The following is a 14,796-nucleotide window of genomic DNA, read 5'->3' on the forward strand; positions in this document are numbered from 1 at the left end:
GTCCCTAAGAGATAATCCGGCGATTCTACCGGGCCGCCATCGCGATGCAAACATGAGCAGGATTCATGCAAAAGCCACCCATGATCAAATCCTGTACAGGTTTGCTATCATCCCCGCCTTCGTAATGGTCTTTTTCCAGGTAGTCCTATGTCCGATCGCAGCGCTCGCCTTTATCTTCTCCAGCAGGCCCTCAAGGAACGCATTCTGATCCTCGACGGCGGCATGGGTACGATGATCCAGAGCTACAAGCTTGAGGAACAGGACTATCGTGGCAAGCGTTTCGCCGACTGGCCGAGCGACGTCAAGGGCAACAATGATTTGTTGGTCCTGAGCCGTCCGGATGTGATCGGCGCCATCGAAAAAGCCTACCTGGATGCCGGTGCCGACATTCTGGAAACCAACACCTTCAACGCCACCCAGGTGTCCCAGGCCGACTACGGCATGCAGGGCCTGGCCTACGAGCTGAACCTGGAAGGCGCGCGCCTGGCCCGCAAGGTCGCCGACGCCAAGACCCTGGAAACACCGGACAAGCCGCGCTTCGTAGCCGGCGTGCTGGGCCCGACCAGCCGTACCTGCTCGCTGTCGCCAGACGTGAACAACCCCGGCTACCGCAACGTGACCTTCGACGAACTGGTGGAGAATTACACCGAGGCCACCAAGGGCCTGATCGAAGGCGGCGCCGACCTGATCCTCATCGAAACCATTTTCGACACGCTCAATGCCAAGGCAGCGATTTTCGCCGTGCAAGGGGTGTATGAGGAATTAGGCGTCGAACTGCCGATCATGATCTCCGGCACCATCACCGACGCGTCCGGCCGCACCCTGTCCGGCCAGACCACGGAAGCCTTCTGGAACTCCGTCGCCCACGCCAAGCCGATTTCCGTTGGGTTGAACTGCGCCCTCGGTGCCAGCGAACTGCGCCCGTACCTCGAAGAACTGTCGAACAAGGCCAGCACCCACGTATCGGCGCACCCGAACGCCGGTCTGCCCAATGAATTCGGTGAATACGACGAACTGCCGGTGGACACCGCCAAAGTCATCGAAGAGTTTGCCCAAAGCGGCTTCCTGAACATCGTCGGCGGCTGCTGTGGCACCACCCCGGCGCACATCGAAGCCATCGCCAAGGCCGTGGCCGGCTACGCACCGCGCCAGATTCCGGAGATCCCGCGGGCTTGCCGCCTGTCGGGCCTGGAACCGTTCACCATCGATCGCAGCTCCTTGTTCGTCAACGTCGGTGAGCGGACCAACATCACCGGCTCTGCCAAGTTCGCCCGCCTTATCCGCGAAGACAACTACACCGAAGCCCTGGAAGTGGCCCTGCAGCAGGTCGAGGCCGGCGCCCAGGTGATCGACATCAACATGGACGAGGGCATGCTCGATTCGAAGAAGGCCATGGTGACCTTCCTCAATCTGATTGCCGGCGAACCGGATATTTCCCGCGTGCCGATCATGATCGACTCCTCCAAGTGGGAAGTGATCGAAGCGGGCCTCAAGTGCATCCAGGGCAAGGGCATCGTCAACTCCATCAGCATGAAGGAAGGCGTCGAGCAGTTCATCCATCACGCCAAGTTGTGCAAACGCTACGGCGCCGCCGTGGTGGTGATGGCCTTCGACGAAGCTGGCCAGGCCGATACCGAAGCGCGCAAGAAGGAAATCTGCAAGCGCTCCTACGACATCCTGGTCAATGAAGTCGGCTTCCCGCCGGAAGACATCATCTTTGACCCGAACATCTTCGCCGTCGCCACCGGTATCGAAGAGCACAACAACTATGCCGTGGATTTCATCAACGCCTGCGCCTACATCCGCGACGAACTGCCTTATGCGCTGACCTCGGGTGGCGTGTCCAACGTGTCCTTCTCGTTCCGGGGCAACAACCCGGTGCGCGAGGCGATTCATTCGGTGTTCCTGCTCTATGCAATCCGCTCGGGCCTGACCATGGGCATCGTCAACGCCGGCCAACTGGAGATCTACGACCAGATCCCGGTGGAACTGCGCGACGCGGTGGAAGACGTGATCCTCAACCGCACGCCTGAAGGCACCGACGCCCTGCTCGCCATCGCCGACAAGTACAAGGGCGACGGCAGCGTCAAGGAAGCGGAAACCGAAGAGTGGCGTGGCTGGGAAGTGAACAAGCGCCTGGAACACGCGCTGGTCAAGGGCATCACCACGCACATCGTCGAAGACACCGAGGAATCGCGGCTGTCGTTCGCCCGGCCGATCGAAGTCATCGAAGGCCCGTTGATGGCCGGCATGAACATCGTCGGCGACCTGTTCGGCGCCGGCAAAATGTTCCTGCCCCAAGTGGTGAAGTCCGCCCGGGTGATGAAGCAGGCCGTGGCCCACCTGATTCCATTCATCGAGGCGGAAAAAGGCGACAAGCCAGAAGCCAAGGGCAAGATCCTCATGGCCACGGTCAAGGGCGACGTCCACGACATCGGCAAGAATATCGTCGGCGTGGTGCTCGGTTGCAACGGCTATGACGTGGTCGACCTGGGCGTGATGGTGCCGGCAGAGAAGATCCTGCAGGTGGCCAAGGAGCAGAAGTGCGACATCATCGGGCTGTCCGGCCTGATCACTCCGTCCCTGGACGAGATGGTGCATGTGGCCCGCGAGATGCAGCGCCAGGATTTCCACCTGCCCCTGATGATCGGTGGCGCCACGACCTCCAAGGCCCACACGGCAGTGAAGATCGAACCCAAGTACAGCAACGACGCGGTGATCTACGTCACCGACGCCTCGCGCGCCGTGGGCGTGGCCACCCAGTTGCTGTCCAAGGAACTCAAGCCGGCATTCGTCGAGAAAACCCGCCTGGAGTACATCGACGTTCGCGAGCGCACCGCCAACCGCAGCGCCCGTACCGAACGCCTGAGCTACCCGGCCGCCGTGGCGAAAAAACCGCAGTTCGACTGGAGCAGCTACCAGCCGGTCAAGCCGACCTTTACCGGCGCCAAGGTGCTGGACAACATTGACCTCAACGTCCTGGCCGAATACATCGACTGGACACCGTTCTTCATTTCCTGGGACCTGGCCGGCAAGTACCCGCGCATCCTCACCGACGAAGTGGTCGGGGAAGCGGCTACTGCCCTGTACGCCGATGCCCGGGCGATGCTGCGCAAGCTCATCGACGAGAAACTCATCAGCGCCCGCGCCGTGTTCGGCTTCTGGCCGGCCAACCAGGTGCATGACGACGATCTGGAAGTCTATGGCGAGGATGGCAAGCCACTGGCCCGCCTGCATCACCTGCGCCAGCAGATCATCAAGACCGATGGCAAGCCGAACTTCTCCCTGGCCGACTTCGTCGCGCCCAAGGACAGCGGTGTGACCGACTACGTGGGCGGCTTCATCACCACCGCCGGCATCGGCGCCGAAGAAGTCGCCAAGGCCTACCAGGAAGCCGGCGACGACTACAACTCGATCATGGTCAAGGCCCTGGCCGACCGCTTGGCCGAGGCCTGCGCCGAATGGCTGCACCAGCAGGTGCGCAAGGAACATTGGGGTTACGCCAAGGACGAAAGCCTGGACAACGACGCCCTGATCAAGGAGCAATACACCGGCATCCGCCCTGCCCCCGGTTACCCGGCCTGCCCGGATCACACCGAAAAGGCCACCTTGTTCCGCCTGCTCGACCCCGAGGCCAGCGAACTGAAGGCTGGACGCAGCGGCGTATTCCTCACCGAGCATTACGCCATGTTCCCGGCGGCAGCCGTCAGCGGCTGGTATTTCGCCCATCCCCAGGCGCAATACTTCGCCGTGGGCAAGATCGACAAGGATCAGGTCCAGAGCTATACCGCGCGCAAAGGCCAGGACTTGAGCGTGACTGAGCGCTGGTTGGCGCCGAATTTGGGTTACGACAACTAAGAGCCTTAAAGGATCGCAGGCTCCTACAGGGTTTTGTGTATTGCTGTAGGGGCTGCCGCAGGTTGCGATCTTTTGTCTATGCTTGTTCCAAACCCATGGCAGACGAGGGATTTATGGACGATCCGATCGACAACAAGCCGCCGACCCTGTGGCAGATGGTGCACAGTGTGCTGGCTGCCGCCTTCGGCGTGCAGAGCGGCAAGAATCGCGCCCGTGACTTCACCCACGGCAAGCCGAGTCACTTCGTGGTATTGGGCATCGCCTTCACGGTGATCTTCGCCCTGACACTGTTTGGCATCGTCAAGCTGGTGGTGCATCTGGCGGGGTTGTAAATCTGTCTACGACACACGTAACCCCCCTGTGGGAGCGAGCCTGCTCGCGATAGCGGTTTGTCAGTCACTTCATGATTGACTGAACCACCACTATCGCGAGCAGGCTCGCTCCCACAGTTTTTTCACCACCACTCTATTGGTGACTGACCCAGAACACCGCGGTGCCCACCACCAGGATAATCAGGAACAAAATGGCCCAGGCATCAACAGTACTGTCGCTTTTCCTTGCTTTGGTCGGATTGCTCATTGCATCGCCTCTTGTCGGTTTTGTAGGTGATTGCATAGGGACTCGACCACAGTTAAGACGATGATTGCCCGCACGACAAATGTGGGTTAGGCAATAATCAATCCCATTAGTCGATTTGGTTCTTTACATATACTCAAACATCACTTTTGCGCATAACTCAAAACAGGTATCTTGCACCGGCTCCTGTAGGAGTGCGCGGCCGTGCGCGCAGAATTGCCGAGGCAGAATCCGATTCCAGCGAGCCAACACGCAGCTGTTTCTGATCGGCCCAAGCCTGAGAACGAGACTTATATGTACGTATATGACGAGTACGATCAGCGGATCATCGAGGACCGCGTCAAGCAGTTCCGTGATCAGACCCGACGCTATCTGGCAGGCGAGCTGAGCGAAGAAGAATTCCGCCCTCTGCGTTTGCAGAATGGCCTGTATATCCAGCGCTTCGCCCCGATGCTGCGCGTAGCGGTGCCCTATGGCCAACTGACCTCGCGTCAGGTGCGCATGCTGGCCAAGATTGCCCGCGACTACGACAAAGGCTATGCCCACATCAGTACCCGCCAGAACGTCCAGTACAACTGGCCCGCCCTGGAAGATGTGCCCCAGATCCTGGCTGAACTGGCCACCGTGCAGATGCACGCGATCCAGACCAGCGGCAACTGCCTGCGCAACGTCACCACCGACCAGTTCGCCGGTGTCGCGGCCGATGAGTTGATCGACCCGCGCCCCTGGTGCGAGATCGTTCGCCAGTGGACCACCTTCCACCCGGAATTCGCCTACCTGCCGCGCAAGTTCAAGATCGCCATCAATGGCTCGACCTCGGACCGTGCGGCCATTGAAGTCCACGACATCGGCCTGGAGACGGTCTACAACGCCGCGGGCGAGCTGGGCTTCCGTGTGCTGGTGGGCGGCGGCCTGGGCCGTACGCCGGTGGTCGGCGCGTTCATCAACGAGTTCTTGCCATGGCAGGACCTGCTGAGCTACCTCGACGCCATCCTGCGGGTGTACAACCGCTACGGCCGTCGTGACAACAAGTACAAGGCGCGGATCAAGATCCTGGTCAAGGCTCTTACGCCAGAAGTGTTCGCCGAAAAGGTCGAGGCCGAAATGGCTCACCTGCGCGGCGGCCAGACCACCCTGACCGAAGCCGAAGTCCATCGCGTAGCCAAGCATTTCGTCGACCCGGACTACAAGGCCCTGAGCAACCAGGACGCCGAGCTGGCCGCGCTCGACAAAGAACATCCGGGCTTCGCCCGCTGGCGCACCCGCAACACCCTGGCCCACAAGAAGCCGGGCTACGTCGCGGTGACCCTGTCCCTGAAGCCGACCGGCGTCGCGCCGGGCGACATCACCGACAAGCAGCTGGACGCCGTGGCCGATCTGGCTGAGCGCTACAGCTTCGGTCAACTGCGCACCTCCCACGAACAGAACATCATCCTGGCGGACGTTGAACAGAGCCAGTTGTTCACCCTGTGGGGCGAGTTGCGCGAGCAAGGGTTCGCCACGCCGAACATCGGCCTGCTGACCGACATAATCTGCTGCCCGGGCGGCGATTTCTGCTCCCTGGCCAACGCCAAGTCGATCCCTATCGCCGAGTCGATCCAGCGTCGTTTCGACGACCTGGACTACCTGTTCGACATCGGCGAGCTGGACCTGAACATTTCCGGTTGCATGAACGCCTGTGGTCACCACCACGTCGGCCACATCGGCATCCTGGGCGTGGACAAGAAAGGCGAGGAGTTCTACCAGGTCTCCCTGGGCGGCAGCGGTAGCCGCGACGCCAGCCTGGGCAAGATCCTCGGCCCATCGTTTGCCCAGGACGACATGCCTGACGTGATCGAGAAGCTGATCGACGTTTACATCGAACAACGTACCGAAGACGAGCGTTTCATCGACACTTATCAACGTATCGGCATCGACCCCTTCAAGGAACGCGTCTATGCAGCGAATAATTAAGAACGACGAGGTTATCGACGAAACCTGGCACCTGCTGCCCAAGGACGCGACCCTCGATGGTATTTCCAACTGCGACGACCTGATCGTGCCCCTGGCCCTGTGGCGCGATCATGCTCACGCCCTCAAGGCCCGCGATGGCGGCCTGGGTGTGTGGCTGGACGCCGACGAAGAGGCGGAGGAAATCGGTGATGACGCCAATCAGTTCCAGGTCATCGCCCTGAACTTCCCGGCCTTCACCGACGGTCGCAGCTACTCCAACGCTCGCCTGCTGCGTGAGCGTTATGGCTTCAAGGGCGAATTGCGGGCGATTGGCGATGTGCTGCGCGACCAACTGTTCTACATGCGCCGTTGCGGTTTCGACGCCTTTGCCTTGCGCGCCGACAAGGACCCCTTTGAAGCCCTCGAAAGCCTCAAGGATTTCTCGGTGACCTACCAGGCTGCCACTGACGAACCGTTGCCGTTGTTTCGTCGTCGCTGAAACCTGATACAAAAAAAGCCCTGATCCGGGTGTTCCGGTTCAGGGCTTTTTTATGGATGGATGATTGGTGCGGAACCTGATCTTCAGCCCACCCTGAACCCAATGTGGGAGCGAGCCTGCTCGCGATAGCGGCTCGCCTGAGCAGGTGATGCTGGATGAACCACCGTCATCGCGAGCAGGCTCGCTCCCACAGTGTTAGCCGTTACCAGAACCAGTGCTGGGTCAGGCGGCTCCACCAACTGAGCAGCACCCGGTCCACCGAACCACTGGCCGCCATGCCAATACGCTCCTGCAAACTTTTGCGCTCGGCGTAGTGCAAGTGGTACAGCTCGGCACTCTTGGCTCGTTCGGCCAGGTATTCATCGCTGGTTTTCAGCTCGTCCACCAGGCGCTTGTCCAATGCTGCGACGCCCAGCCAGACTTCGCCAGTCGCCACTTCATCAATGGCCAGTTGCGGACGGTAGTTGGACACGAAGTTCTTGAACAACTCATGGGTGATGTCCAGGTCTTCCTGGAACTTCTCCCGACCCTTCTCGGTGTTTTCGCCAAACACCGTCAACGTGCGCTTGTATTCACCGGCCGTCAGCACTTCAAAATCGATGTCGTGCTTCTTCAGGAGACGGTTGACGTTTGGCAACTGGGCCACGACGCCGATGGAGCCAAGAATGGCAAAAGGCGCGCTGATGATCTTCTCGCCGATGCACGCCATCATGTAGCCGCCACTGGCCGCGACCTTGTCGATGCACACCGTCAGCGGCACGCCGGCCTGACGGATCCGGGCCAGTTGCGAGGAGGCCAGACCGTAGCTGTGGACCATGCCGCCACCGCTTTCCAGGCGCAACACCACTTCATCCTTCGGGGTCGCCAGGGTCAGCAATGCGGTGATTTCATGACGAAGGCTCTCGGTGGCCGAGGCTTTGATGTCACCGTCAAAATCCAGCACGAATACCCGAGGCTTGGCCGCCGGCTTGTCCTTGTGTTTCTTGGCGGCCTTTTCAGCCTTGCCTTCGGTCTTGCGCAGGGCCTTGAGCTGGTCTTTATCCAGCAGCGTCTGCTCCAGGCGCTCACGCAGTCCCTTGTAGAAGTCGTTGAGTTTGCTCACCTGCAACTGGCCGGCAGACTTGCGCCGGCCCTTGCTGCGCAGGGCAGCAAAACTGGCCAGCACCACCAGGATGGCGATCACCAGCGTCACGGTCTTGGCCAGGAAACTGGCGTATTCGATGAAAAACTCCACGATGGCTCCTAATAAATTCAAAACGCCGCTCAAGGGCGGGCACTCAACACGTTCAGCATACCCATGCGCCTGCGCCACGACCAGCCGTGAAACCTGTGGTTACCTTAACGGGAGCGCAGCTGGACAAGGCTGTAACAGGCATTTCAAACAAGCGTATGTTTTTTCATTGACAGCTCACCGCCATCCTCATAACCTCGCCAAACCTTCAACGTACCGGGATGACGCGGACGTGGGCAGTATCTATCTGATTCGACATGGCCAGGCCTCCTTTGGTGCGGACGACTACGATGTCCTTTCGCCAAACGGTGTACGCCAGGCGCAAGTGCTGGGCAGCCACCTGGCCGAACTGGGTGTCGTGTTCGATCGCTGCCTCTCGGGCGACCTGCGTCGCCAGCAGGATACCGCCACCGGTGCGCTGGGCCAGATGTCCGCCGCCGGGCTGCCGGTTCCCGGGCTGGAGATCGATTCGGCGTTCAATGAGTTCGATGCCGACGCGGTGATCCGCGCCCTGCTGCCGGACATGCTGCCCCAGGAACCCGAAGCCCTGTACATTCTGCGCAATGCCGCACAGAACCGCGCCGAGTTCCAGCGCATCTTCGCGTTGATCATCGAGCGCTGGCTCAGCGGCCAGTACGACCCGCCCGAACTGGAAAGCTGGCTGGGTTTCGTCGAACGCGTGCAGACCGGCCTGCAGCGCATTCTGGAGCAAGCCGACAATTCCCAGAAAATCGCCGTGTTCACTTCCGGCGGGACCATCACCGCCCTGCTCCACCTGATCACCCAGATGCCTGCGCGGCAGGCCTTCGAACTGAACTGGCAAATCGTCAACACCTCGCTCAACCACCTGAAATTCAGGGGCCGCGAGGTGGCCCTGGCTTCCTTCAACAGTCATGCCCACCTGCAACTGCTGAAGGCCCCGGACCTCATCACCTTTCGCTGAGTCCGGATCACTGTAGACCCTTGCTGTATAACCCAAATAAGGATCGAAACCATGACCTCCGTAGCCGACGCCGTACAAGCCATGAAAGCCAAGTTCAACCCTGCCGCCGCTGCCGGCCTGGACCTGGTATTTGGTTTCAACATCACCGACGAAGACAAGCAATACGCCCTGATCGTCAAGGATGGCACCTGTGAGCTGCAAGAAGGCGAAAATGAGAACGCCAACTGCACGCTGATCATGGACAGCGAAACCCTCAAGGGCATCGTCAGCGGCGATACCGACGGCATGCAAGCGTTCATGGGCGGCAAGCTGCGCGTCGAAGGCGACATGATGCTGTCGATGAAGCTGTCCGAATTGTTCCCGGCCTGAGTCTGCTTGCCCTTTCTACGGGCGCCCTGGCTGCAAACGAATCCCGCCTCTGTGGCGGGATTTGTGTTTTTACTTGAGCATTTCCACTGGCCGATCCATCGCTATCGCGAGCAGGCTCGCTCCCACAGGGGATCTGGAGCGACGCTCAATCCTCATCACCCGGAGCAATTGTGGGAGCGAGCCTGCTCGCGATAGCGCCGGTACATTCAGCAAAGGACCCTGCGGTAGTTCGCAGGTGTCGTACAATCCCCGCTTTCCCCGTATCGGCCTGACCATGGACATCGACCTCGCCCGCACCTTTCTGGAAATCGTCCGCCACGGCAGCCTCGCCGCCGCGGCCGACAAGCTGCACGTCACCCAGACGGCTATCACGGCGCGAGTCCAGAAGCTTGAAAGCCAGCTTGGCTGCGTGCTGTTTGTGCGCAACCGTGCCGGCGCGCGCCTGACTGCCGACGGTGAAACGTTCGTGGTGTATGCCAATCAACTGGTGCAGACCTGGGAAGCGGCCCGCCGAGACCTGCCCTTGCCCGAAGGCTTTCGCAACGTTTTGCACCTCGGTGGCGAGGTCAGTCTATGCAACCCCTTGATGCTCGCCTGGGCCGAGGAACTGCGCCATAAAATCCCCGGCCATGCCCTGCGCATGGACATCCGCGATGGCGAAAAACTGCTGCAACAACTGGAACTGGGCCTGCTGGATGCCGCCGTGGTGTATCAGCCCGAATACTGGCCGAGGCTGCAAGTGGAACAGTTGCTGGAAGAGAAACTGATCCTGGTGCGCCTGGCGACCCGTCCAGAGCCCTACGTGTACATCGACTGGAGTGCCGACTTCCGTCGTCAGCACGACACTGCGCTGCCGGACAAGGCCAAGGCGGCTGTGACCTTCAACCTCGGCCCCCTGGCCCTGCAGTACATCCTGGAGAACGGCGGCAGCGGCTACTTCCGGACCCGAGTGGTGCAAAGCTACCTGGACAGCGGCATCCTGGAGCGGGTGCCCAAGGCGCCGGAATTCAACTACCCGACTTACCTCGTGTACTCCAGGGATCGGGATTCGGCGGCGTTGCAGCAAGCGTTCGAAGTGCTGCGCCAGATCGTCACGACCGGCAGCGACTGGTCCCAGCGCTGGGACCCGCTGACCTGACGAGTCTGCCGAAAAAAGCCCTCCTGCAAGCAGAGGGCTCCTCACCGACAGCCCGGCCCTAGGACTATCCCTGCAAGTACTGCGCGATCTCGTCCTTGACCTGCAAACGTTTCTCCTTGAGCGTCTTCAGGGCAACATCGGACAGTGCCGCGGAGGACGGTTTCTCGGCGTCGACCACTTCGGCATCTATTTGGGAATACTTGAGAAGTAACGAGTCGAGCCTGGGATTCTCGCTGCGCTTTTGCTGGATGTCGTCTTTTGTGCAGTTGAGATCCTGGCACAAATCGTGGATCACCGGCATGGAACACCTCCTTTGGTAGAACGATGGCTAACGCCTTCTACGGCGCTCGTCGACTATCAGAATGGCCTCGCCGACGGGGTTCTGTCGACCGCCAATCCGACCAGCGGTGACCGTTCGTCGTACCGCACCGCTTTGCAATCAAACCTTTGTCCGCCCGCCGCTCTCCATTGAACAGGACGACACAAGTCCCTTGTACAACCTGTGTGGAGACTTACCTATGGACGGATTCAACCTGCGTCAACTCGGCCTGGCAGTTGCCTTGAGCACCAGTATGGGAATGGCTTGGGCCGCGACTTCCAGCGACTTCGTCGACAACGCGGCGGCCGGTGGTATCGCGGAAATCGAAACCAGCAAACTGGCCCTGGAAAAAAGCAGTTCGGCGGACGTCAAGGAATTCGCCAACATGATGATTTCCGACCACACCAAAGCTAACGAGGAGTTGATCTCGCTGGCGAAAAAACACGATATCGAAGTGCCGGACGAAACCACGCTGGTGAAAAAGGCCAAGGCCAAGATTCTCGATATGCGCGAGGAATCGTTTGATGCGGCCTACGCCAACAACCAGGTGATGGCCCACGAAGAAACCATTGCCCTGTTCAAGAAAGAAGCCGAGACCGTCACGGACGACAAGAAGCCCGGCAACACCGAGCTGAAGGCGTTCGCGCAAAAAATGCTTCCAGACTTGGAAAAACATCTGGAAATGGCCAAGAAACTCCAGGCCGCTCATCCAAGTAAATAGCAGAGAATGTAAAAAAAGCCCGATCATAACGTAGGGTTTAACGAGATCATCAGCCTGACCGAGAAGCCCTGCTGGTTTAATCTGGCAGGGCATTCTTGGTTTCAAACGTGAGGACCTCTCAGCATACCGAAATGCCTCTGAGCAACTTCGAGAAGCGCCCCCTTGATATTTTACTTCACCAAAAAGAGAGCATTAGTCCTGACCCAGTGAGGAGTTGCTCTCTTTGCCATTCGCCGTTATTAAGGTTATTGAGTTATGGGGCTGACATTGGCCGCTGGGCTAAGAAAATCAATGTGATAACCACTAGAGCCATCTCCGATAGCCAAGTGAACACCGCCGACACCCTCATTCAATTGCGAGTTCATCTTGTAATCTATAAGAGGCGCTATTTCATCGTTGACACCGATGGCGAATTCGGTTAATTCGAGACCTCGAGTTCCTGCGGCCATTTTCAAGACTTCTATATATTCACCATTACCAGTTCGTAGAGACGTTACCTTATTCTCCACGACAGTCAGCAATCCTCCGTTCTCAGAAAGGGTATCAGATAGCTGCTGAAGTTTCATTTTCATATCTTCGGGCAACATCGGATTAGGCTTTCTCAGGACAGTCAGAATTCCAGAAATATTTAGCTCCCCACTAAAAAAAAATGGGCAGGGTTCTTGAGGCTTCATGTGAGCATAATGAACTTCGAAAAATTCGGCGACGGAATGTATGAAATCGCCAGAGACATCCTCGGCAATCAGCGCATAAGGCTCTGACTTGGGCAATAGAGTAACGCGCCCGCAAGAACCGTTGCCTGTAACTGAAAACAAATCATAAGAATTAAGCATATTTAATACGGCGCGCTGTTTTTTCAGCGCCTTCTTGAAATCGCTATTTAGCAATAAATTCAGACTATAACTTGCACAACTCAGGGAGGGCTCGAAAACTTGTGCAGCACAAAAAACACTTCTCTTTCTGGGTGTGGCTTGCGCAATCTCTAATGTGAGTTTGGCGGCACTGTTGCTGAAGGAGAAAATTATGCTATTGCGAGGCAGAGCTTCGACCTTGGTGATATGCGCAGTTTTTAGCCCTTGATTAGAACACTTGTTAAGAAATTGCTCTGAATCGGCGACAACCCAGAATTCCTCAGCGCCAAAAAGTGTATGGATATTTGTCATGGACGACATAAAGTAGCTCCTTATGAAAAAGGGTGGCTGATCCATGCCACCCTTCTGAATCAAACGATATCAATCACCCATATAGGCCCAAGCCAATGGAGCCCACCCAAAATTTTCTGGACCTGAGGTAATACGATTAAGTTTTTCCTGAATTACTTTCTGCTTCTTCATGATTTCACCTTTACCTTATTTCCCCCTTGCGGCTCAAGGGGGTGGTCGTATTAGTTCAAATTCATGCTGATTTTTAAATGATTTTTTGATCGCTTTTTAGAACCAATACTTCTACTGAGAATAGCAGACAATAAAAATAGATTATTTATGTAGGAAGCATCTGTAGCTGAGTTCTGAAAACACCAAAATCCGCCTTATTAAGTTGTTTGTTTGGTCTAGTGTTGATAGGTTTTTCCTCCGACTGTTCAAGCCGTAGCAAACACTGATTCAAAGGGGCCAATAATGGGTGTTACCAAGAAATACCTGACTGACGTCGCGCTTCAGCAGGCGTTATCCATTACAGATCTGACTGAGGCGCACTCGCCCGCACATGCAGTCCGCCTGATCATGAACGAAATAATTGAAGGGCTGGTCAGTGCTGGGTGGCCGCAGGCTCTAATACAGACCGGCCCACGAATCGTATCCGCCGAAGAGAACTACGGACTGCTCGGTTATGACCCGGCAGAAATCACTCTAGGCAGCGAACACACCCGGTGGATAGACGAACATTCACTGTTGCGTACACAAACCACTAGCCAGATTCCAATTGTGCTGCAACGTTCGGCTCAGGAACGCAAGCCTGGAGAGGTCATTTTGCTGGCCGCTCCGGGCATCACGTTCCGCCGCGACAGTCGTGATCGTTGGCACTGCGCCGAGCCACATCAGATGGACATATGGGTGCTGGGTGAACCCGAGCTCTCGGCGCGCGGACACCTTTTGCGCTTGGTCGGCGATATCCTTGGGGTCGCCGTCCCCGATAAACCTTGGGTTTACAGCGACAGTCCGCATCATTACACCGAAGGTGGCATTGAGGTGAATGTGATAAACGATGGTTCTGCTGTCGAAGTGCTGGAGTGTGGGCTTATTGCCACTTCGTTATTGCAACGGCTGGGAATCGATGCGCAGCGTCATGGCGGTCTGGCGTTGGGGATGGGGCTGGACCGGTTGACTATGCTACGAAAGGGAATCCCGGATATTCGCCTGCTGCGTGACCCTAATGAGCGAGTTCAGGCCCAGATGCAAGATTTACGTCCTTGGAGTACGGTTTCGCGTTTGCCTTCAATTACTCGGGACATTTCAGTGGCCGTGACTCCGGGTTTGAGTGAGGAAGTACTGACTGAGAAAATGCTCCAGGCGGCTGGCGACTGCTCTGGTTGGATTGAGGAGATGCAAGTCAAAGGTCGTTGGACTTCGTCTGAATTACCACCACAAGCCATCGAGCGACTCGGGCTGTTACCCGGCCAGGAAAATGCTCTGTTGCGCGTCGTATTGCGGGATTGCTCGCGGTCAATCACGACTGCCGAGGCCAATGCATTGTATGAAAAAATCCAGTCGGCATTACATGAAGGCAAGCCGGGGGCTGGGTATCGGATGGACCTGTCGCCTCACTCATCCACTCAATAGATGCGCCAGCCACCCAACGGCGTCGTGAAATCCGAAAGCCCAGCTTCAAGAAAAGAAGCAGGGCTCATTGGCTAACCGCCATCCGTATCGATATCGGCGTCAGTGCTCTCACCGGATTCCGGGCGGTCCGGGTCAGGCTTGAAGCCAGGGCTGAAGGTGTTGTCGTTGTCCTGGTGGTGATTTTTTTGATCGACTTCGCTGTCGGCGCTTTGGGCCTTGCCTGCCCCAGCCGGGCTGACTGGCTGGGTGCCAGCGGGCTCAGGGGAAACCTGAGGATCGATCGCCGGATCATTGCGCGGTGACGGGGCCTGCGTCTGGCCTTGTTGCTGGGTGTTTGCAGGATCTTGGTTCATAGGCACCTCATTCATGACAGGCCGGATTGATGACCGGTCATGGTCATTTGAAGGTGGCATGGCGGCTTCGGTTCCATTTG

General features: G+C 57.8%; 13 protein-coding genes. 9 read left to right on the top strand and 4 right to left on the bottom strand.

Features of this window, described 5'->3' with window-relative positions; translation table 11 throughout:
• The first annotated feature begins 147 nt into the window (after positions 1-147).
• The 4 genes from metH (at position 148) to T3A99_RS06165 (ending at position 6,865) form a co-directional block, all read left to right on the top strand.
• A complete protein-coding gene (metH, locus tag T3A99_RS06150) occupies positions 148-3,858 on the top strand; it encodes a methionine synthase (protein ID WP_047227823.1) in 3,711 nt (1,236 codons plus the stop codon).
• A 113-nt stretch (positions 3,859-3,971) separates the two neighbouring features.
• Positions 3,972-4,190 (top strand): DUF2970 domain-containing protein, encoded by a 219-nt coding sequence (locus tag T3A99_RS06155; RefSeq protein WP_047227822.1) that lies wholly within the window; start codon positions 3,972-3,974, stop codon positions 4,188-4,190.
• A gap of 538 nt (positions 4,191-4,728) precedes the next feature.
• The gene (locus T3A99_RS06160; RefSeq protein WP_322834138.1) at positions 4,729-6,387 is read left to right on the top strand and encodes a nitrite/sulfite reductase; all 1,659 of its coding nucleotides are present in this window, start codon (positions 4,729-4,731) and stop codon (positions 6,385-6,387) included.
• The gene (locus tag T3A99_RS06165; protein WP_047227820.1) at positions 6,371-6,865 is read left to right on the top strand and encodes a DUF934 domain-containing protein; all 495 of its coding nucleotides are present in this window, start codon (positions 6,371-6,373) and stop codon (positions 6,863-6,865) included. The genes T3A99_RS06160 and T3A99_RS06165 overlap by 17 nt, the downstream gene beginning before the upstream one ends.
• A gap of 202 nt (positions 6,866-7,067) precedes the next feature.
• Here the strand turns inward: T3A99_RS06165 and sohB are convergent, their stop codons facing one another.
• Entirely contained in the window at positions 7,068-8,099 is a 1,032-nt protein-coding gene (gene sohB, locus T3A99_RS06170) for a protease SohB (protein ID WP_322834139.1), read from the bottom strand.
• A 229-nt stretch (positions 8,100-8,328) separates the two neighbouring features.
• Here sohB and T3A99_RS06175 point away from each other — a divergent pair, with 229 nt between their 5' ends.
• From T3A99_RS06175 to T3A99_RS06185, 3 genes are all read left to right on the top strand, one after another.
• On the top strand, positions 8,329-9,039 hold the full coding sequence (locus T3A99_RS06175; protein ID WP_047227818.1) for a histidine phosphatase family protein: 711 nt from the start codon (positions 8,329-8,331) through the stop codon (positions 9,037-9,039).
• Positions 9,040-9,090: 51 nt separating this feature from the next.
• Positions 9,091-9,408 carry an SCP2 sterol-binding domain-containing protein gene (locus T3A99_RS06180; RefSeq protein ID WP_076384034.1) on the top strand — a complete coding sequence of 106 codons (318 nt, stop codon included), beginning with the start codon at positions 9,091-9,093 and terminating at the stop codon, positions 9,406-9,408.
• Between the two features lie 274 nt (positions 9,409-9,682).
• Positions 9,683-10,546 carry a LysR family transcriptional regulator gene (locus tag T3A99_RS06185; protein ID WP_047227886.1) on the top strand — a complete coding sequence of 288 codons (864 nt, stop codon included), beginning with the start codon at positions 9,683-9,685 and terminating at the stop codon, positions 10,544-10,546.
• 64 nt (positions 10,547-10,610) lie between these two features.
• Here T3A99_RS06185 and T3A99_RS06190 read toward each other — a convergent pair whose 3' ends face one another.
• Positions 10,611-10,847: a YdcH family protein gene (locus T3A99_RS06190; protein WP_047227816.1), complete on the bottom strand. Its 237-nt coding sequence runs from the start codon at positions 10,845-10,847 to the stop codon at positions 10,611-10,613.
• A 217-nt stretch (positions 10,848-11,064) separates the two neighbouring features.
• On the opposite strand from T3A99_RS06190, the gene T3A99_RS06195 reads away from it, so the two are divergent.
• On the top strand, positions 11,065-11,586 hold the full coding sequence (locus T3A99_RS06195; RefSeq protein WP_047227815.1) for a DUF4142 domain-containing protein: 522 nt from the start codon (positions 11,065-11,067) through the stop codon (positions 11,584-11,586).
• A gap of 245 nt (positions 11,587-11,831) precedes the next feature.
• Here the strand turns inward: T3A99_RS06195 and T3A99_RS06200 are convergent, their stop codons facing one another.
• On the bottom strand, positions 11,832-12,758 hold the full coding sequence (locus T3A99_RS06200) for a hypothetical protein (RefSeq protein WP_274090993.1): 927 nt from the start codon (positions 12,756-12,758) through the stop codon (positions 11,832-11,834).
• Positions 12,759-13,202: 444 nt separating this feature from the next.
• On the opposite strand from T3A99_RS06200, the gene T3A99_RS06205 reads away from it, so the two are divergent.
• Positions 13,203-14,363 (top strand): hypothetical protein, encoded by a 1,161-nt coding sequence (locus tag T3A99_RS06205; RefSeq protein ID WP_173406788.1) that lies wholly within the window; start codon positions 13,203-13,205, stop codon positions 14,361-14,363.
• A gap of 71 nt (positions 14,364-14,434) precedes the next feature.
• On the opposite strand, the gene T3A99_RS06210 is transcribed toward T3A99_RS06205, so the two are convergent.
• Positions 14,435-14,716 (bottom strand): hypothetical protein, encoded by a 282-nt coding sequence (locus tag T3A99_RS06210; protein WP_047227813.1) that lies wholly within the window; start codon positions 14,714-14,716, stop codon positions 14,435-14,437.
• Between the last annotated feature and the right edge of the window lie 80 nt (positions 14,717-14,796).

The organism is Pseudomonas sp. N-137 (assembly GCF_034555295.1).
Lineage (GTDB): Bacteria > Pseudomonadota > Gammaproteobacteria > Pseudomonadales > Pseudomonadaceae > Aquipseudomonas > Aquipseudomonas rhizophila.